Raw genomic sequence first — 18179 nt, 5'->3', positions numbered from 1 at the left:
CCCCCCCCCCGCACCCCAGCCCCACGCCCGCGCCCGCCGCGCCCCGTCGACCCGGGCGAACACCCCAGCCGCGCACACTGCCCGGTCCACGGCTCCGGCCTCAGCTCCCGAGCAGGCCCGACCGCCGCAGGCTCTCCGCCGTCTCGCGGATGGTCGTCGCGGGGTCGCGGGGTACCCAGCCCAGGACCTCCCGCGCCTTGTCCGTGCGGATCACCGGCACCTCGGCCTCGCCGGGAGCCTCGCGCACCGCCACGCCCAGCAGCTCGGCGATCTGCACGAAGCTCATCGCCGGTCCGCTGCTCACGAGGAACCGCTCGCCGGCGGCCGACGGCGCGGTCATCGCGCGCACGTGCGCGTCGGCCACGTCGCGGACGTCGACCACGCCGAAGTACGACCTCGGCACCACCGGCATCGTCCCCTCCAGCATCGCCTTGATCAGGCCGGTCGAGGTGGACAGCCGGGGGCTCAGCACCGGCCCGAAGATGCCGGTCGGGTTGATCACCGCCAGCTCCGGCCCGCCGTCGCGCGCGTAATCCCACGCCGCCCGCTCCGCGACGGCCTTCGACTTCACGTACGCGGTGTTGTCGTCCGCCGGGTCGGTCCAGTCGGTCTCGTCGTAGAAGCCGCGGGTCGTGCCGCTGTATCCGACGGCGGCGAACGACGAGGTCAGCACCACGCGCCGCACCCCCGCGTCCCGGGCGGCGCGGAGCACCCGCACCGCGCCGTCCCGCGCCGGGCGGATCACCTCGTCCTCGTCGGCCGGGTCGTCGGCCGGGAACGGGGAGGCGACGTGCAGCACGTACTCGCAGCCGTCGGCCGCCTCCGCCCAGCCCGCGTCGCTGTCCAGGGTGGCGACGGCGAACTCGGGGTCCCCGCCGACCGCCTCGCGCACCTCCCCGGCCCGATCAGTCGACCGGACCGTCGTCCGCACGGCCCACCCGTCGCGCAGCAGGCGGGCGATGACGTGCGTGCCGACGAACCCCGTCCCGCCCGTGACCAGGACGGGGCCGCGCGCGGTCACTTCAGCCGGGGCAGCAGGCCCCGGATCTCGTCGACGGCCCGTTCTTCGGCGGCCGCGTCGCCGCGATCCCGCGCGTCCCACAGCTCGGCCTTGAGCCGCAGGTAGTCGCGGCGCACCCGCAGCCGCTCGATCTCGGCGTCCAGCCGTTCGACGTTGCGGGCGAACAGGTCGCGCTGCTCGGCCGGGTCGCCGCCGTCGAGGTGGCGCAGGTAGACCCGCATGTCGGCCAGGCTCATGCCGGTCGAGCGGAGGCAGCCGAGCGCCTCGATGGTCTCGACCAGCTCGGGCGGGTACCGGCGGTGCCCGCTGGACTCGTCGCGGTCGACCGGCCCGATCAGGCCGATCTTCTCGTAGTAACGCAGGGTGGGTTCCGGCAGTCCGCTGCGCCGGGAGACCTCCTGGATCGTGCTCATACCGGCCAGTGTCGGATAGTTGAAGCGCTTGAAGTCAAGGGAAGGGCTGACATGACGCAGGACACGTACCGCCTCGGGGTGATGGACGGGGACGGCATCGGGCCGGAGATCGTGCAGGCGGCGGTCCGCGTGGTGGACGCGGCGGCGCGGGAACTCGACATCGAATGGGTACCGCTGCCGGTGGGCCGATCGGCAATCGACGAGTTCGGCACTCCCCTACCGGATTCCACGGTCGAGGCGCTGTCCGGTGTGGACGGCTGGCTGCTCGGCCCGCACGACAACGCGTCCTACCCGGAGCCGCACCGCTCACGGCTCAACCCGAGCGGGTTCCTGCGCAAGCACTTCGACCTGTTCGCCAACATCCGCCCGGCCAGGGCGTTCGACGGGGCGCGAGCGCTGGTCCCGGGCACCGACCTGGTGATCGTGCGGGAGAACACCCAGGGTTTCTACGCCGACCGCAACACCTTCGCCGGGGCCGGCGAGTTCATGCCGACGCCGGACGTGGCGATCGCGCACGCGATCTTCACCCGCGAGTCGGTGGAGCGGATCGCGCACGAGGCGTTCCGGCTGGCGCGGCAACGGCGGCGCCGGGTGACTGTGGTGCACAAGGCGAACGTCCTACGGCTGACCAGCGGATTGTTCCTGGACGTGTGCCGCGAGGTGGCGCGGCAGTACCCGGACGTCGAGGTCGGCGACGCGCACATCGACGCGATGGCCGCCGCCCTGGTGCGGCGCGCGCCGGAGTTCGACGTGATCGTCACCGAGAACATGTTCGGCGACATCCTGTCCGACCTGACCGCGGAGATCGCGGGCTCGCTCGGCATCGCCCCGTCGGTGAACGTGTCGGCGACGCGCGGGATGGCGCAGGCGACGCACGGTTCCGCGCCGGACATCGCGGGGCGGGACGTGGCGAACCCGGTGGCGATGATCCTGTCGGCCGCGATGCTGCTGGAGTGGCTGGGCGAGCGCCACGACGACCCGGCGCCGGCCCGGGTCGCGAGCACCATCCGCGAGGCGGTCGCCGACACGATCCGCGGCGGCGTGACGACACCGGACCTCGGCGGCTCGGCAGGCACCCGAGCGTTCACCGACGCCGTGGTGGTGTCGATCAAGCACATGACGGGCTGACCGACGCTGTGGTCCGCCGACATGGTGGACCGTCCCGGGCGCTGCCTACCCTGGCGATCTCGCAACGGTGCGCAGGGAGGATCGCCCATGAGAAGGTCTGTTGCCGTGCTCGTCCCGGCGCTGGCGGCCGCGGCACTCGCGGCGCCGGCGCAGGCGGATCCGGCCGCGTCGTGCGCCGGGCTGGCGGGGCTCGCGATCCCGGCCGCCGCGATCGGCCTGCCGACCAGCGGCGGCACGGTGACGTCGGCCCAGGTCACGGGCACCTACTGCCAGGTGGACGCGGCGCTGCACCCGGTCGACCCGGCGGCGCCGGACATCCGGATGCGCGTCGCGTTGCCCGCGGAGTGGAACGGCAAGGCGCTGATGTTCGGCGGCGGCGGTTACAACGGCACGATCCCGAACGTGGCGGGCAACGTCCCGTTCGGACCGGTCGGCGGGCCCACTCCCCTGGCGCGCGGTTACGCGACGTTCGCGAGCGACTCCGGTCACCAGGCCTCGCCGGCGCACGTCCCGGCGACCTCGCTCGACGGCTCGTTCGGGGTGAACGACGAGGCGGTGCGCAACTTCTCGGGTGACGCGCTGAAGAAGACCCGTGATGCCGCGATGTTCCTGATCGCCGAGAGGTATTCGGCGCGCCCGTCGCACAGTTATTTCGCGGGCGGCTCGACCGGTGGCCGTGAGGCGCTGGCCGTGGCGCAACGGTGGCCCGCGGATTTCGACGGCGTGATCTCGGCGTACCCGGCGTGGAACGCGGCGAGCCTGGACCTGTTCTTCGGTTACGAGGCGCAGGTGCTGTCGCAGCCCGGCGCGTTCCCCAATCCCGCCAAGCAAACCTTGTTGTACCGCAGTGTCATTCAGGCTTGCGACGGCCTCGACGGCCTGCGCGACGGCGTGATCTCGAACGAGCCCGGTTGCCGGTTCGATCCTAGGTCGTTGCGCTGCCCCGACGGCGCGGACACGGGCGACACGTGCCTGTCGGACGCGCAGATCCGCGCGGTCAAGGCGATTTCGTCTCCGCTGCGGTGGAACTACCACCTGGACAGCGGCGAGCGCGGCTATCCGGGTTTCCCGTTCCTGTCCGGCGCCGCGATGACCACCCCGCTGCTCGGCATGGGCACGGTGGCCCCCACCACCCCGATGCCGACCGCCGCTGGTTACGGTGTCCAGTTCTGGGACCAGTGGGTGCGGTACTTCGTGACCCGCGACCCCGGCTTCGACGCCCTGTCGGTGGATCCGCGCCACCCGGGCCCGTGGCGGGAGCGGATCGCCGAGCTGGCCGGGCTGCAGGACGTGAACAACCCGGACCTGAGCCGGTTCGCCCGGGCCGGCGGCAAACTCCTGATGCTGCACGGAACAGCGGACGAGCTGGTCAGCCACCGGTCCACAGTGGACTACTTCGAGCGGGTGGAGCGCACACTGGGCAAGCGGGCGACGGACGCCTTCGCGAGGTTCTATCTCATCCCCGGCGCGAACCACGCGAACGTCAGCGCGGCCTTCCCAGCCGCGTGGGATTCGCTGACCGCACTGGAAAACTGGGCTGAACACCGGGAGGCGCCCGTCGACCCGGTGGTCACCGACGCCACCACCGGCCGAGCCCGCCCACTGTGCGAATACCCGGCCTGGCCCCGCTACCGGGGAGGCGACCCGGCCGCAGCGGCAAGCTTCACCTGCACCGGGTGATCTTCGCACCCAACCCGAGCCGGGTGGTCATCCCGTCGCCTGCCCGTGCGGCGAGGACTCTCTTTTGATCTTTTTCCGCCCTGTGGGCGGTGCGCCTCACGGCGCTCGGAAGGTCACCTTCCGACCACCCCCGCCCCCTCTCCCTGAGTGTGTGTCAGTCGCCGAGCAGCCGTGTCAAGGCGGGAAAGCGTGCCTTGACACGGCTGGTCGGCGACTAAAGATCGGCTGTGGATCGGGGGCGGGGGAGGTCTGGTTGGGGTAGTCGGTCTTCTTGCGTTGCCGGCCGGCGGTTGCGAGAGCAGAGAAGGCCGGTCCGTTGGTCGGTCCGCTTCCGCTGCCGACTCCCGCCACACGGACCGAGCACGCCCCCGCACAGCCACTCCACTCCCACCACCGCCCCCCACCACGCGAACCGAGCACGCCCACACACAGCCACTCCGCTCCAACTACCGCACCGCCATACGGGCCGCCCCGACATATAGCCAGCCCACTCCCGCTACCGGCTCCCGGCATGCGGGCCGCATGCGCCCCGGCACAAAGCCCACTCCCGCTGCCACCTCCCGCCCCGCCAGCCGCACCCGCCCCGGCGCAAAGCCCACTCCCGCTGCCACCTCCCGCCCCGCCATGCGGGCCGAGCGCGCCCCGGCACAAAGTCCACTCCCGCCACGCCAGTCGCACCCGCCCCAGCGCAAAGCCCACTCCCGCTGCCACCCTCCGCCACGCCAGCCGCACCCGCCCCCACATGCAGCCAATCCACCCCCGCTGCCACCTCCCGGCCGCGAGGTGGATTAGCACCCACCGGGGCTATGATGGACGAGACGGTATCGTCCCGACCATCTGAGGAGCGTTGTCATGACTCTCTCTCCCGAGGACCGGCGCCGTCGCGCTCATGAGGCTGTGGATCGCCTTCACGAGCGCGTGCTGGCGCACGACATGGACGGCTTCGCCGACGTCTTCGCGCCCGGCGGGGTCATGGAGTTCCCCTTCGCGCCGCCCGGGTGGCCCACCCTCCAGGGCCGGGAGGCGGTGCGCGAGTACGTGCGCGACTACACCGACAACGTCGACATCAAGGCGATCACGTCCCAGACCCGCCACGAAACCACCGACCCGGACGTGCTGATCGTCGAGTGGGAGGTCGACGGCACGGCGCTGCGCACCGGGCGGCCCTACCGGATTCGGTACGTCAACGTGGTCCGCGTGGGCGCCGACGGTATCGAGTCGTTGCGGGACTACTGGAGTCCGCTCGCCGCCGGGCACGCTCTCGGGCGGCTCGGCGAACTGGTCGCCATGCAGGAGGGTGCTCAGTGAAAGTCCTGGTCACGGGCGCGTCCGGGAACACCGGGCGTCCCCTCGTGCAGTTGCTCACCGAGGCGGGTGCGACGGTCCGCGCGGCGAGCAGGCGCACCGGGTTCGACTGGTCCGACCCGGCCACCCACGACGCCGTACTGGACGGCGTGGAGCGCATGTACCTGGTCGCGCCGGTCGGGGTCGCCGAGCCGGAGCCGCTCGTGCGCCCGTTCCTCGAGCGTGCCCGGGAAGCGGGGGTGCGCCGCGTCGTGCTGCTCAGCTCGTCGGCGGTGGCGACCGGCGATCCGGGGCTGGGCCGGGTGGACAGCGCGGTCCGGGAGATCATGCCGGAGCTCGCCGTGCTGAAGCCCTCGTGGTTCATGCAGAACTTCACCGGCGACCACCCGGTGGCCGAGGGCATCCGGTCCCGCGGCGAGATCGTGACCGCGACCGGCGAGGGGCGGGTCGCGTTCATCGACGCCGCCGACATCGCGGCCTCCGCCGCCGCGCTGCTGCTGGCCGACGAGTGCGGCCGCGACGAGCACGTGATCACCGGCCCGGAGGCCATCAGCTACGCCGAAGCCGCCGCGATCTACAGCGAGGTGACCGGCGCCGAGGTGCGCCACACCAGCGTCGGGACGGCGGAGCTGGCGGACCGCTTCGTGGCCGCGGGCTACCCGGCCGACTTCGCGGCCGCCCTCGCCGCCCTGGACGAGGGCATCCGGCACGGCAGCGAGGACCGCGTGACTGGCACCGTGCACCGCCTGACCGGCCGCCCGCCGAAACCGCTGCGCCGGTTCCTGGCCGAGCAGCTCAGGAGCTGACGCGGCCCAACTAGGCTGGGCACATGGATTCTCCCGCCGCCGGCCTGACCGAACTGAGCCGCGGACTCGCCGGATACCTGCGGGCAGTCGCCGAAGCCGTCGGCGTGCCGGCGGAAGCGACCTCGTTCGAGCTCAGCGACACGGCCACCGCGTACCTGGGCCTGACCCGGCGGTGGCCGACCCGGCCGGCCGAGGACCTGATGCTGGTGTGGAGCGAACGCAGCGGCTGGGCGGTGGCCGTGGAGACCGAGCCGGGCGAGACGCCGATGGTGCTGGCCTGGTTCGCCGGGGACGACGTGGTCCCGGAACCGGCGGCCGTGGCGCGGTTCGTGACCGAGGTGATCGCCGCGGACCGCTCCGACGCGCCCCGCCCGGTGTTCGCCGTGGACGTCGGCCGCACCGAACTCGCCGCGCGGCTGGCGCGGTACGTGGAGCCCTAGGCGGGCGGCACCACCAGGACGGGCCGATCACCCGCCGAAGTCGTCACGTCCACCGTGCCCGAACAGGCGGCAACCGCAGCCAGCGCGCCACGCGGCTGGCGCGGTACGCAGAACCTAGGACCGGGCGGGCGGCACCACCACCAGCACCAGGCGGTCACCCGCCGAGGTGGTCACGTCCACCGTGTCCGACTCCTGCCTGCGGTAGCCGACGACCGGGGCCAGCGAGCCTCGCCGGTCGAAGTGGCGCACCGCGGGGTCCCAAGCGGTCGCGTGGTAGGCGATCCGGTCGATCGGCCCCAGGCGGGCTGCCAGCACCGCACGCAGTGCCGGCAGCTCCGCGGACAGGTCTCGCGACCGTGGCCACCAGGCCCCGTCGACGTACCCCGGGGTGGGCGCCGACGGGTTCTGACTCGCTCGGAGTTTCAGCCGCGGCGGCCCGGCGGCCATACCGGCCTTCGGGGTGGTGGTGCGAACGTGCGGGCCCGACGACATGCCGGTGCTCCTGCCCCCGGCCCGTGACCGGGTCGGCTTCAGCGGCGAGAACGGCGCCGGCTTGACCGCCCGCGCGCGAGATGCTCTCGACCCCCTTGACGCTACACCCTCCAGCGCCCGATGGCGGCGTCCGCGAGCGGATTTCCGCGCACGGACACCGGAAAGGGGGACGAGCCATTCCCAGAGGTCCACAATGTACTTAGCAGGAACCAGCGGCGGGTCCGGTCGTCGCGTAGCGGGCGGCGATGGTGCGCACGGCCTCGTCGACGACCTGAGCCACGCGGTCGGCGCTCACCTCCCAGCCCGGCACCAGGAGCTTCGGCCAGAAGACGTAGTTGGAGATCATGCCCAGGAACTGAGTGGCCACGAGGTCCACATCCTCGATCCGCACCGTTCCCGCCTCGTGCTCGGCCAGGAGATAGCTGCGCACGGACTCGAAGTAGGGCATCTTCCCGTGCGAGAACTGCGCGTTGGCGAGTTCGGGGAACCGCGGCAGCTCGGCGATGACGATCCGGAACAGATCGGTCATCCGGGGACGGCCCAGCAACTCCGCGTACCGTCGGCCGATGGTGGTCAGCCCGTTGACGATGTCGCCCGCCGGCGGTGGCTCCTCCTCGTCGGCGGCCGACCAGGACTCGGTCACGATGGCGTCGAACAGGGCGGCTTTGCTCGGAAACTGCTTGAACAAGGTGGCCCGCGAGACGCCCGAGCGCTCCGCGATCCGCGCCAGCGACGTCCGGTCGTAGCCCAGCTCGAGGAACAGCGCGGTCGCGGCCGTCACGATCAGCGCGCGCTTCTCCTCGGCGACGCGCTGGTGATAGGTCGTCACGGCCCTGCTCATGAACCGAGCATACGAGGCGAGTGGCTTGACTCACCACTGCGGCCAACCTAGTGTCGAAGTGGATGGTGAGTCGACCGGCTCACCACTCGTCGCCCCCGTACCGGAGGAACATCCGATGCCCCGCTTCGACAACCAGACCGTGCTCGTGACCGGCGGGACCGGCGGCCAGGGCTCGAGCCACGTGCGCGCCTTCCACGCGGAGGGAGCGAACGTGGTGATCGGCGGCATCGACGCGCGACGCGGCGCCGCTCTCGCCGATGAGCTCGGGGCCCGCGCTCGCTTCATTCGCCTGGACGTCACCGACGAGAGCTCGTGGTCCGCCGCTGTGCTGGCCGCCGAGAACGCCTTCGGCGCCCTGAACGTGCTCGTGAACAACGCGGGCGTGCAGAATCCGCCCGCGACCATCGCAGACACGGACCTGGCCACGTGGTCGCGCATCCTCGACGTCAACCTCACCGGGACCTTCCTCGGCATTAAGGTCGCCGCCCCCGCTCTGCGCGACGCGGGAGGAGGAGCCATCGTCAACATCGGCTCGACCATGGGCCTGGGCGGCACGGCGCACTACGCGCCGTACGTCGCCAGCAAGTGGGCCGTGCGAGGCCTCACCCGAACAGCAGCACTCGAACTCGGCCGCGACCACATCCGGGTGAACGCCATCCACCCCGGCGTGATCTCGACCCCCTTCATCAACGAACCAGCAGCCGGCGCCACCGCGGCGATCGCCGACTTCTACTCCCCCGAGCCGTTCGCCATCCCGAGGCTCGGTGAGCCGGCCGACGTAACCCGGCTTCTGCTGTTCCTCGCGTCCTCTGACGCGTCGTTCATCACGGGGTCGGAGTACGTCGTCGACGGTGGACTCCTCCTCGGCCCCGCCCTTCCGGCCGAGGCCGCATGAGCAATGGACATCCGGCGAGCTGACGCGGCGGTCCCAGACCAACCAGAAAAGGGGTGCGACGCCTCGCGCCGCACCCCTCTTGCCGGGCCGGGAGTCAGTTCTCGGCCGCCGCGGCGGCCTTCTCCTGCTTCGCCTGGCGACGGGCCTTCGCCGCCAGGATCGCGGGGCTGATCTTGCCCGTTTCGGCCGGTTTGCGGGGCTCCGGCGCGTCCGGGATCTCGTCCGCAGGGGTCTCGGTCTCGTCCACATCGCACTCCGGCGCCTCGGCGGTCTCCGCTTCCACGACCTCGGCGACCGCATCGTCCTCATCGGACTCCGCCGCGACCGCTTCCTCGGTCCCGGCCGGCAGCAACGGCAGTGCGGGCGGGTGGAGCTCCGGGGTGCGCGCCGCCTGCTCAGCCGCCGAGTCGATGATCTCGCCGATCCGCACCAGCTGCGCGAGCAGCGTCTGCCGGGTGCCGCGCAGGCGTTCGACCTCCTGCTCGGCCCGGCGGATCATCGCCAGCGCCTCCTCGTTGGCCTGCTTCGCCAGGTCTTCGCGCTGGCGGCGGGCCTCGTCGGCCTGGTCCTCGTACGCCTTGCGGATCTCCGCGGCGTCCTTTTCGGCCTGTTCGCGGATCTCCCGCGCCTCCAGCTCGGCCTGGGCGATGATCCGCTCGACGCGGGCGCCGATGTTGCCGGAGCCCACCACCTGCAGCGGCACCGACGTGTCACCGCCCAGCTCGGACAGGCGCCGCTCCTTCTCCTCCAGCTCGCTCGCCAGGTGCCCAGCCCGCGCGCGCAGCCGGCGGATGTAGGCGTCGACCTCCCGGCGGTCGTAACCACGCAGAGCCGACGAGAAGTCGATCTCGCGATCGGCCAGGATGTCATTGCCACCGCTGTTGACCATGCCCCGAGTCTCGATCGCGCCGCCTGCCCCTGCAAACGGCTGTTCCCCTTTCGGCTGAAGATCAACGCGTGCCGGCCACCCTCGCGGCACAGCCACCGGCCATCGCACCGTGACGACCGGGCGTTCCGCGCAGTCCGTTCGTGCGGCCGACGGCCCGGAACACCCGGAAGCGACTGCCCGCCGTGAGCACGAGACCGGCCACGGTCACCGGTACGGGTGGTATCACGCTTCCTGCGAGACCCGCGGGCCGTCCGGGTGCAGCGCGGCGCGGTAGAGGTGCACCGAGGCGACAAGGAGAACCCGTTCACCGGGATCGGACGCTGTCGACGTGTCCTCGCCGCCTACGCGGTGCCCCCTACCGCGCCTGCGCGAGCCGGAGGACAGTGGACCCAGGTCTCGTCATTGCCCGGGCAGCGACGCCGACCAGGTCCCCGGTGGTTCAACCCGCGTGCCCCGGGGACCGCCTACCCGGCGCCCGCCACGACCGACGGCTTGCGCACCAGCGCCACCATCGCGGCGCTGAGCAGGCCCGCGACGGCGAACACCGCGAACCCGAGCCCGGACAGCCGGGTCGCCACCAGGACGCCGCCCAGCCACGGCCCGAAGACCGCGCCGAACCGCCCGATGCCGGACACCCCGCCCAGCGCCGTCGCGCGCACGCCGGCCGGGTAGTGGGCGCCGACGCTGGAATAGATCAGCGTCTGCGCGCTGAACAGCCAGCCGCCGGTCAGGAACACCACGACGTAGGTCAGCGGCAGCGGCATCCTGATCGCCAGCAGCCCGACCCCGGCCGCGGTGAACGCGAACCACAGGATCGCCACCGGCCGCGCCCCGAACCGGTCCGCCAGCCGCCCCGCGACGAGCATGCCCGCGATACCGCCGACGTTGATCACCAGCAGGAAGCTGACCGCGGACCCGAGCTGGTAGCCGTTGCCGCGCATCATCGTCGGCAGCCAGGTGTTCACGCCGTAGACCAGCAGCAACCCGCCGAACGAGGCGATCCAGAACAGGATCGTGGTGAGCGCGACGGACGAGGTGAACAACGCGCGCAGACTGCCCGGCCGCTGCTCGGTCCGCTCCGGCTCGAACGGCTCGAGCGCGACCCCGTGGCGGTCGGCGATCGCCTGCGCTCGCGCCCGCCGGCCCCTGGCCAGCAGGTAGGTCATCGACTCCGGCAGCATCAGGTGGACCACCGGCAGCACCACCAGCAGCGGCAGCGCGCCGAGCCAGTACACCGAGCGCCAGCCCAGCGACTCCACCACCGACATCGCGAGCGCGCCGGCGATCGCGCCGCCCGCCTGGTGCGCGGTCATCACGATGGTCACGCTCAGGTTCCGGCGCCACGGCGGCGCGTACTCCATGACCATCGCGATCGCCGACGGCAGCAGCCCGCCGAGGCCGACGCCGGCCACGAACCGGGCGGCGCCGAACACCTCGACCGACGGCGCCACCGCGCAGGCCGCGGAGGCGAGCGAGAAGACCACGACACCGGTCAGGATGATCTTCCGCCTGCCGATCCGGTCGGTGACGATCCCGGAGCCGAGCGCGCCGAGCAGCATGCCGAACGTGGTGAGGCTGCCGATCGTCCCGCCGGTCACGGCGGTCAGGCCGAAGCCCTCGTCCGCGAGCACCCCGGGCAGGGTCGCGCCGTTGACGAACAGGTCGAGCCCGTCCAGCAGCACGAGCACCCAGCACAGGGCCGTGACCCGGACCGACAGCCGGGCGATCGCCGGATCCCTCTGTTCCATCACGGACATCGGTGTCCCTCTCGTCGTCGAGCCAGTGGAAAGTGACGGCGAAAGTACCCGGTGCACGATCGTGCGCACAAGATTGTTGACAATTTTGGCCGCAAAAAGCATGCTGGCTGGAGCACGAGCCGAAGCGAGGAGAGGAAGCCATGCCACAGCAGGCAACCGGCGCCGAGGAGGTCCCGGCGTGAACAAGGTGATCGTCACCGACCCGCCCCGCGCCGACGGCGACGACGTCGCCGCGCTCGCGGAGTTCGGCGTCGCGACCGTGCACGAGGCGCTGGGCCGCACGGGCCTGCTCGGCCCGGATCTGCGGCCGATCCAGGACGGCGCCCGCATCGGCGGCACCGCTGTGACGGCCCTGTGCTGGCCGGGCGACAACCTGATGATCCACGCCGCGGTCGAGCAGTGCCGCCCCGGCGACGTCCTGGTCGTCACGACCACGTCGCCCTCGCGGGACGGGCTGTTCGGCGAGCTGTTCGCCACCGCGTTGCAGCACCGCGGGGTGCGCGGGCTCGTCATCAACACCGGGGTGCGCGACGTCGCGGACCTGCGGGCGATGGGTTTCCCGGTGTGGTCGGCCGCGGTGAGCGCGCAGGGCACGGTGAAGGCGACCGCGGGCGCGGTGAACGTCCCGGTCGTGATCGGCGGGCAGGCCATCCGTCCCGGCGACGCGATCCTGGCCGACGACGACGGTGTGCTGTGCGTGCCGCGCGAACTCGTCGGCGAGGGGCTACGGGCTTCGCAGGCCCGCGCGGACAAGGAAGAGGCCACGCGGCAGGCGTTCCGCGCCGGCGAGCTGGGGCTGGACCGCTACGGGCTGCGGGAGAAGCTCGCCGATCTCGGCGTCCGGTACCTGACCGCCGAGGAGTACGCGAAGCTGGAGCGCGAATGAGTGTGCGCTGCATGCTGATGCGCGGCGGCACGTCCAAGGGCGCGTATTTCGTCGCCTCCGACCTGCCCGCGGATCCCGCCGAGCGCGACGACCTGCTGCTGCGGATCATGGGCACGCCCGACCCGCGGCAACTCGACGGGCTCGGCGGCGCGCAGCCGGTCACCAGCAAGGTCGCGATCGTCTCCCCCGCCGGGGGCGACCGGGACGTCGACTACCTGTTCCTGCAGGTCGGCATCGAGGATGCGACCGTTTCGGACCGGCAGACGTGCGGGAACCTGCTCGCCGGGGTCGGCCAGTTCGCCGTCGAGCGCGGCCTGGTGCCCGCCGGCGGCGACCGCACTAGCGTGCGCGTGCGAATGGTCAACACCGACTCGATCGCGGTCGCGACGTTCGCCACGCCCGGCGGCCGGGTCGACTACAGCGGCACTACGGCGATCTCCGGCGTGCCCGGCACCGCCGCGCCGGTCGAGCTGGAGTTCACCGGCACCGAGGGGTCGGTGTGCGGCAGCCTGCTGCCCACCGGGAACGTCGTCGACGAGATCGGCGGCATCCCGGTGACCTGTGTGGACAACGGGATGCCGGTCGTCGTGGCGCGCGCCGCGGACTTCGGGATCACCGGCTACGAGGCGGCGGACGAGCTGACCGGGCTGGCCGGCCGGATCCAGGACCTGCGGCTGGAAGCCGGGAAGCGGATGGGGCTCGGCGACGTCAGCGGCGCGTCGGTGCCGAAGACGACGCTGGTGGCCGCGCCGCGTGACGGCGGCGCCATCTGCACCCGGACGTTCATCCCGCTGCGCCCGCACCCGTCGATCGGTGTGCTGGGCGCGGTGAGCGTGGTGACCGCGCTGATGCTGGACGGCGCGGCCGGGCACGAGCTGTTCGCCGCGCCGCCGCCCGGTTCGCCGGTCGGTGTCGAGCACCCGAGCGGCACGCTGGAGGTCGGCGTCGAACTGGCGCCCGGGCCGCGCGTGGCGCGCTCGACCGTCATCCGCACCGCGCGGAAGTTGTTCGACGGCACCGTTTTTCCCCGTCCCTGACAATCCTGGAAGGCACCGATGCCCCACCTCGAACCCTCGCCCCGGCACGAGATCGCGCACCTCGGCCACGTCGAGCTGTTCACCCCGGAACCGGAGAAGAGCCTGGAGTTCTTCGTCGACGTCCTCGGCCTGACCGAGAACGGCTCGCGGGGCGATTCCGTCTACCTGCGCACGTGGGACGACTACGAGCACCACAGCGTCAAGCTGACCGCCGCGAAGACCTCGGGCGTGGGGCGGACCGCGATGCGCGCGTCGAGCGAGGCCGCGCTGAAGCGGCGGGTCGCGGCGATCGAGGAACGCGGGCTGGGCATCGGCTGGGCCGACGGCGACACCGGGATCGGGCCGACGTACGTGTTCCGGGACCCGGACGGGCACGAGATGGAGATCTACTGGGAGACCGAGAAGTACGACCCGCCCGAGCACCTGCGGCCGTCGCTGAAGAACCAGGCCCAGGCGTACCCGGCGCGCGGGGTGTGCGTGCGGCGGCTCGACCACGTCAACTACCTGGCCCAGGACGCGGCGGCGAACGGCGGCTTCATCTGCGACGCGCTCGGCGGGCGGGTGACCGAGCAGATCCGGCTCGACAGCGGGGTGATCTCCGGGCAGTGGACGCATTTCGCGCAGAAGTCCTACGACTTGGTCTACACCAATGACTGGACGCGCTCGTCCGGGCGGCTGCACCACATCGCGTTCGCGACGGACACGCGGGAGGACATCCTGCGCGCGGCGGACATCGCGCTGGACAAGGGCGTGTTCATCGAGACCGGGCCGCACAAGCACGCGATCCAGCAGACGTTCTTCCTGTACGTCTACGAGCCGGGCGGCAACCGGATCGAGCTGTGCAACCCGACCGCGCGGCTGATCTTCGCGCCGGACTGGGAGCCGGTGACGTGGACCGAGGCCGAGCGGGCGAAGGGGCAGGCGTGGGGCCTGAAGACGATCGAGTCGTTCCACACGCACGGGACGCCGCCCGTGGAGGCTTGAGGCTGTCCGGTTGGGCAGCGTGCTGCGTCGGGGCCGTCCCGTTTCGGGGCGGCCCCTTTCACTTGCGCCCAGTCAGAGACGTGAATCTTGTTCAGATATTTCAGATTATCTGAGGATCGCGATTATTTGCGCTCAAATTGGCCGCTCTAAGGCGGCGAGTCGTTCTGGATTATTCATCCGTGACTAGTGCATGATGCCCCGTACGGCCCAGCAGCTCTGGGCCGACATGGAGGCGCGGGCCCTGCGGCAACAGGAGCCCGCGCCTGATTCGCCCTGTCCACTCACGATTGGATCGAGACAGAACATGCGCACCCTACCGCGCCACCAGCCACCTCGACGCCATCTGATGCGCGTCCTCCAGCCGTCCGCGCTGGAGCGCCCAACCGTGCACCAACTGGTGCGCCGATCTGGCAATCCGACCGTCGACGGCGGCGCCCGCCGCCACGCCCAACCGGACCCCACCGCAGGGCAACTGCTGCGCCGCAACGGTCGCCCGATGACCGGCCATCACACTGGGGTTGATGGCACAAGCCTGGCCGGGATCGTGGTTCTCAGCGGCTGGTCCGCGACGTTCCGGCTGGCCTTCCTGCTCGCGGGCCCGGCGGCCGCGGTGGTGGCGTTGGCGCCATCGTCCCGGGAAGCCGTCGCGTTGCCGCTCGCGGCCGGGGTCCTGTGGTCGCTGCGGTCCCGATCGCTGACAAGGTGAGCCGGGCGCTCCCGGGCCCGGCCCTACCTTCCCGGCCCGGGAGCGCTGGACCAGTGTTCCGGCTCAGTCGCCGTGCCAACGCCGCGGACGCACCAGGACGCGCCCGCATAGCCGGTGCACAGGTTGTTCTGCGGGTGCTCTCAGGCCGGCGCGGCACGATGTGAGCCCGGACAGGAGGACGCCCGTGCACGACGACAAGCCCCGCGACGAATCCGCCAGCACGCCGGCCGGCGATGCGACCACGCCTGCGCAAGCGCCGCCCGCGGCTCCGGCCGGCGATGCTGCGGCGCCTCCTGCCGCAGCATCGGGCGAAACCGCGCCCACGCAGGCACCGCACGCCACCCCGGCCGAACCTGCGGCGGGGGCCGCACCTCCCGCCGCAGCCCCTGACGGGACCGCGCCCGCGCAGGCATCGCATGCGGTGCCTGCAGGCGAAGCCGCGGCTACGCAGGCACCACCGGGCACGCCTTTGGCGACACCTCCCGCCCCAGTCGCCCGCGGGGCTGCGCCCGCGCAGGCGGCACACGCGGCTGCCGCCGCGGCCGTTGTTCCTGACGCGCCGTCCGGCGCTTCTCCTCGGCCCGGGAAGCGCCGCCTGGGGGTCGGCGTCGTGGCGGGGATCGCCGCGGCTGTGCTCGTCCTCGGGGGCGTGGGTGGCTTCACGGTCGGGCGGGCGACCGCCGGTTCCGATGACGGCGGGCGTCCCGGCTACGGGCAGTTCGACCGGGTGCCACGCGGCTACGGCGAGCCGCCGGGCTTCGGGGAGCGCGAGCGCGGGTCGGACAACGGCGGGTCCGACACCTGAGTCTGCGCCCCGGGCCCACCGGACCGTCACCACCCGACCTCACGACGCGGCCGCACCGCCCCAAGCCGGCCGGACCGCCGCAAGCCAGCCGCGCCGCCGCAAGCCAGCCGCGCCGCAAGCCAGCCGGACCGCTCCAAGCCCGCCGGACCGCCGCAAGCCAGCCGCACCGCCCCAAGCCGGCCGCGCCGCCGCAAGCCGGGCTCAGGACGCGGGCGTCACCGGGGCCATCCAGATCCCCACGATGGCGTCGATCATGCCGGTCGCCGCGTCGTGCCAGTTTTGCCGCGGCGTCGGGGTTCCGTCGGCGAGGGCGCGCTCCCGCTCCGCGTTCATGTGCACCATCAGCTGACGCATCATGGCGCTCCGCTCGGCCGACGGGGGCCGCCCGGTCGCCGGGCTGGTGCTGGAGCTGCGGGACGCGTCCGGCCGGGCGGTGGCCGCGGCGGTGACGGGCGCGGACCGGACGTACCAGTTCGAGCGGGTGAGCGCCGGGCAGTACCCACTGACTTGCGCCGCGGGCCGCCCGGTGGTGACGACGATCCCGGCGGACGCCGTGACCGCGGAGCTGGTGCTGGAAGGTCCTTAGTGGAGGGTTGAGGCCGGCTGCAGCGGTGGGCTTGTGGCGGGCTGGCAGCACTGCGGGCAAGCGGCGGCTGCGGAAACGGCAACGGGCCCCGAACCGCGGCCAGATCGACGCAGTGGCCCGTGCGGGCAGGCACCACGAGCCGCCGAGGCAGCGCAGCCGCACGGCCCACGGCAGGGGCGAGCGGGCCGCCCACGGCAGGGCCGCCCGCGCCAGGGCTGCCGCTGCGGCGGTGGTCGGACCGCGGCGCCCCAGGGCGCGAGCGGTCCTCGGAGCGCCCCGCCGCGGCAGCGGCCACCGGGGGCCGCGTCGGCGGCCTGCGGCAGCCAGATCACCGCGGCAGGGGCGGCCGCCGACCGGTGACCGCCCCGGTCGTCAGTGCCCTGCCACCCCGCTGAGCTCGTTCGGCTCGTGGGGCAGCGTTACGCTCCGGCGCTTCTCCCCCGTCGCCAGGTCGATCAGGTGCACTTGCCGCGTCGCCGGGTCGGTGACGTACACGTCGGCGCCGCGGGTGAAGATCGCCGGGCGGGGCTGTTGCCACTCCAGCGGCTCCTCCCACGGCCCCGTCACCGGGATCGTCCGCACGATCTGCGCGCTCACCGGGTCGATCACCCGGATGCCGCCGTCGGTGCCGAGCACCAGCGCCTCACCCTGCGGCCCGCGCGCCAGCGAGCGGAACGTGTAGCTCGTGCCGATGTCGACCAGCCTCAGCGTCCCCGCCACCGTGTCGATCAGCGAGACCTGCCGCGGCCGCTCCAGCTCCGCGTCCTCGTCCTGCTTGTAGTCGCCCAGCACGATCGGCGACGCGTCCGAACCGGCCTGGTTGCCGATCCGGCCGTACTCCGTCGGGCTGGTCACCTTCCGGATCACCCCGTCGCGGTAGACGAGCACCCCGTTCTCGCAGCCGATGACCACCGCCTCGCCTGCCGCGGTCGCCTCGCCGTGCACGCCGGGGCACTCCTCACTGCGCGTGAGCTCCTTCCGCGCGTCGTCGAGGACCGCGATGCCGCGCCGCTCCTCCTCGTTGCCCAGCGTCACCACGAGCCGCCCGTCGGACAGTTCGATCGCGACCCCGTGGTGCGGCTCGGCGGCCCGGTACACCTCGGTCGCCGGCTGCCCGCCGGACAACCCGGCCGGGTCGAACGCCGTGACCTCCCCGGTGCCGTCGGAGAACAACACGGTCCGCCCGGCGTGCCGGACGACGTGACCGGGCTTCGCGCCGGGGAACTTCACGTCCGTCAGCTCCGCCGACACCGCGTCGAGCGCCTGGAAGCCCTCCGCGGTGGACACCATCACGTGCCGGTCGTCGCCGGCCGGGTTGAGCCGGTTGAAACCCGCCAGCGGCAGGTCCGCCTTCTGCTCGAGCGTGTCGCCGTCGAGCACCAGGATCCCGCCGTCGTAGGTGACCACGACCGGGTCGGTGACCTCCGGCGCGGCGGACGGGCTCGTGCCGCACCCGGCCAGCACCAGGCCAGCCACAATGGACAGTGCAACTCTCTTCACGGAACAAC

Annotated in this window: 19 protein-coding genes and 1 pseudogene; 12 read left to right on the top strand and 8 right to left on the bottom strand. The window is 72.4% G+C overall.

Going from position 1 to position 18179, the window contains the following annotated elements:
* Window positions 1-100: 100 nt before the first annotated feature.
* Both AMY39116_RS0338540 and AMY39116_RS0338535 read right to left on the bottom strand, forming a co-directional pair.
* Window positions 101-1021: an aldehyde reductase gene (locus AMY39116_RS0338540; RefSeq protein WP_020422926.1), complete on the bottom strand. Its 921-nt coding sequence runs from the start codon at window positions 1019-1021 to the stop codon at window positions 101-103.
* Window positions 1018-1434: a MerR family transcriptional regulator gene (locus AMY39116_RS0338535; RefSeq protein WP_020422925.1), complete on the bottom strand. Its 417-nt coding sequence runs from the start codon at window positions 1432-1434 to the stop codon at window positions 1018-1020. Before AMY39116_RS0338535 ends, AMY39116_RS0338540 begins: the two co-directional genes overlap by 4 nt.
* A gap of 51 nt (window positions 1435-1485) precedes the next feature.
* On the opposite strand from AMY39116_RS0338535, the gene AMY39116_RS0338530 reads away from it, so the two are divergent.
* The 5 genes from AMY39116_RS0338530 (at window position 1486) to AMY39116_RS0338510 (ending at window position 6793) form a co-directional block, all read left to right on the top strand.
* Window positions 1486-2562 (top strand): isocitrate/isopropylmalate dehydrogenase family protein, encoded by a 1077-nt coding sequence (locus AMY39116_RS0338530; RefSeq protein WP_020422924.1) that lies wholly within the window; start codon window positions 1486-1488, stop codon window positions 2560-2562.
* A gap of 87 nt (window positions 2563-2649) precedes the next feature.
* Window positions 2650-4242, top strand: coding sequence for a tannase/feruloyl esterase family alpha/beta hydrolase (locus AMY39116_RS0338525; protein WP_027936607.1), 1593 nt, complete (start codon window positions 2650-2652; stop codon window positions 4240-4242).
* 852 nt (window positions 4243-5094) lie between these two features.
* Window positions 5095-5550, top strand: a complete 456-nt coding sequence (locus AMY39116_RS0338520) for a nuclear transport factor 2 family protein (protein WP_039792033.1) — start codon at window positions 5095-5097, stop codon at window positions 5548-5550.
* A complete protein-coding gene (locus AMY39116_RS0338515) occupies window positions 5547-6353 on the top strand; it encodes an oxidoreductase (RefSeq protein WP_020422921.1) in 807 nt (268 codons plus the stop codon). Before AMY39116_RS0338520 ends, AMY39116_RS0338515 begins: the two co-directional genes overlap by 4 nt.
* A gap of 23 nt (window positions 6354-6376) precedes the next feature.
* Window positions 6377-6793: a DUF6292 family protein gene (locus tag AMY39116_RS0338510; protein ID WP_020422920.1), complete on the top strand. Its 417-nt coding sequence runs from the start codon at window positions 6377-6379 to the stop codon at window positions 6791-6793.
* A gap of 114 nt (window positions 6794-6907) precedes the next feature.
* Here AMY39116_RS0338510 and AMY39116_RS0338505 read toward each other — a convergent pair whose 3' ends face one another.
* Window positions 6908-7285 carry a DUF5994 family protein gene (locus AMY39116_RS0338505; RefSeq protein ID WP_020422919.1) on the bottom strand — a complete coding sequence of 126 codons (378 nt, stop codon included), beginning with the start codon at window positions 7283-7285 and terminating at the stop codon, window positions 6908-6910.
* Window positions 7286-7484: 199 nt separating this feature from the next.
* A complete protein-coding gene (locus AMY39116_RS0338500) occupies window positions 7485-8126 on the bottom strand; it encodes a TetR/AcrR family transcriptional regulator (RefSeq protein WP_027936606.1) in 642 nt (213 codons plus the stop codon).
* Between the two features lie 115 nt (window positions 8127-8241).
* On the opposite strand from AMY39116_RS0338500, the gene AMY39116_RS0338495 reads away from it, so the two are divergent.
* Window positions 8242-9021, top strand: a complete 780-nt coding sequence (locus AMY39116_RS0338495; protein ID WP_020422917.1) for a glucose 1-dehydrogenase — start codon at window positions 8242-8244, stop codon at window positions 9019-9021.
* 94 nt (window positions 9022-9115) lie between these two features.
* Here AMY39116_RS0338495 and AMY39116_RS0338490 read toward each other — a convergent pair whose 3' ends face one another.
* A complete protein-coding gene (locus tag AMY39116_RS0338490; protein WP_020422916.1) occupies window positions 9116-9910 on the bottom strand; it encodes a DivIVA domain-containing protein in 795 nt (264 codons plus the stop codon).
* A 464-nt stretch (window positions 9911-10374) separates the two neighbouring features.
* Entirely contained in the window at window positions 10375-11658 is a 1284-nt protein-coding gene (locus tag AMY39116_RS0338485) for an MFS transporter (protein WP_164470612.1), read from the bottom strand.
* 187 nt (window positions 11659-11845) lie between these two features.
* Here AMY39116_RS0338485 and AMY39116_RS0338480 point away from each other — a divergent pair, with 187 nt between their 5' ends.
* The 5 genes from AMY39116_RS0338480 (at window position 11846) to AMY39116_RS0338455 (ending at window position 16085) form a co-directional block, all read left to right on the top strand.
* Window positions 11846-12553, top strand: a complete 708-nt coding sequence (locus AMY39116_RS0338480; protein WP_020422914.1) for a 4-carboxy-4-hydroxy-2-oxoadipate aldolase/oxaloacetate decarboxylase — start codon at window positions 11846-11848, stop codon at window positions 12551-12553.
* A complete protein-coding gene (locus AMY39116_RS0338475) occupies window positions 12550-13590 on the top strand; it encodes a 4-oxalomesaconate tautomerase (RefSeq protein WP_027936605.1) in 1041 nt (346 codons plus the stop codon). Before AMY39116_RS0338480 ends, AMY39116_RS0338475 begins: the two co-directional genes overlap by 4 nt.
* 18 nt (window positions 13591-13608) lie before the next feature.
* On the top strand, window positions 13609-14574 hold the full coding sequence (locus tag AMY39116_RS0338470) for a catechol 2,3-dioxygenase (RefSeq protein WP_020422912.1): 966 nt from the start codon (window positions 13609-13611) through the stop codon (window positions 14572-14574).
* A gap of 346 nt (window positions 14575-14920) precedes the next feature.
* Entirely contained in the window at window positions 14921-15280 is a 360-nt protein-coding gene (locus AMY39116_RS46455; protein ID WP_157358834.1) for a hypothetical protein, read from the top strand.
* 610 nt (window positions 15281-15890) lie between these two features.
* Complete coding sequence (locus AMY39116_RS0338455; RefSeq protein ID WP_020422909.1) at window positions 15891-16085, top strand: hypothetical protein; 195 nt, start codon at window positions 15891-15893, stop codon at window positions 16083-16085.
* Between the two features lie 201 nt (window positions 16086-16286).
* On the opposite strand, the pseudogene AMY39116_RS0338450 reads toward AMY39116_RS0338455, so the two are convergent.
* Window positions 16287-16454: pseudogene (locus tag AMY39116_RS0338450) on the bottom strand (TetR family transcriptional regulator); the annotation flags it as partial.
* Here AMY39116_RS0338450 and AMY39116_RS0338445 point away from each other — a divergent pair.
* The gene (locus tag AMY39116_RS0338445) at window positions 16441-16671 is read left to right on the top strand and encodes a hypothetical protein (RefSeq protein WP_027936604.1); all 231 of its coding nucleotides are present in this window, start codon (window positions 16441-16443) and stop codon (window positions 16669-16671) included. The pseudogene AMY39116_RS0338450 and the gene AMY39116_RS0338445 overlap by 14 nt on opposite strands.
* Before the next feature lie 372 nt (window positions 16672-17043).
* Here AMY39116_RS0338445 and aztD read toward each other — a convergent pair whose 3' ends face one another.
* Window positions 17044-18147: a zinc metallochaperone AztD gene (gene aztD, locus AMY39116_RS0338440; protein ID WP_020422907.1), complete on the bottom strand. Its 1104-nt coding sequence runs from the start codon at window positions 18145-18147 to the stop codon at window positions 17044-17046.
* Window positions 18148-18179: the final 32 nt, after the last annotated feature.

Source organism: Amycolatopsis sp. ATCC 39116 (assembly GCF_000231075.2).
GTDB lineage: Bacteria > Actinomycetota > Actinomycetes > Mycobacteriales > Pseudonocardiaceae > Amycolatopsis_E > Amycolatopsis_E tucumanensis.
Note: the sequence above shows the minus strand (reverse complement) of the source record. Positions and strands in the feature narration are given on the sequence as shown.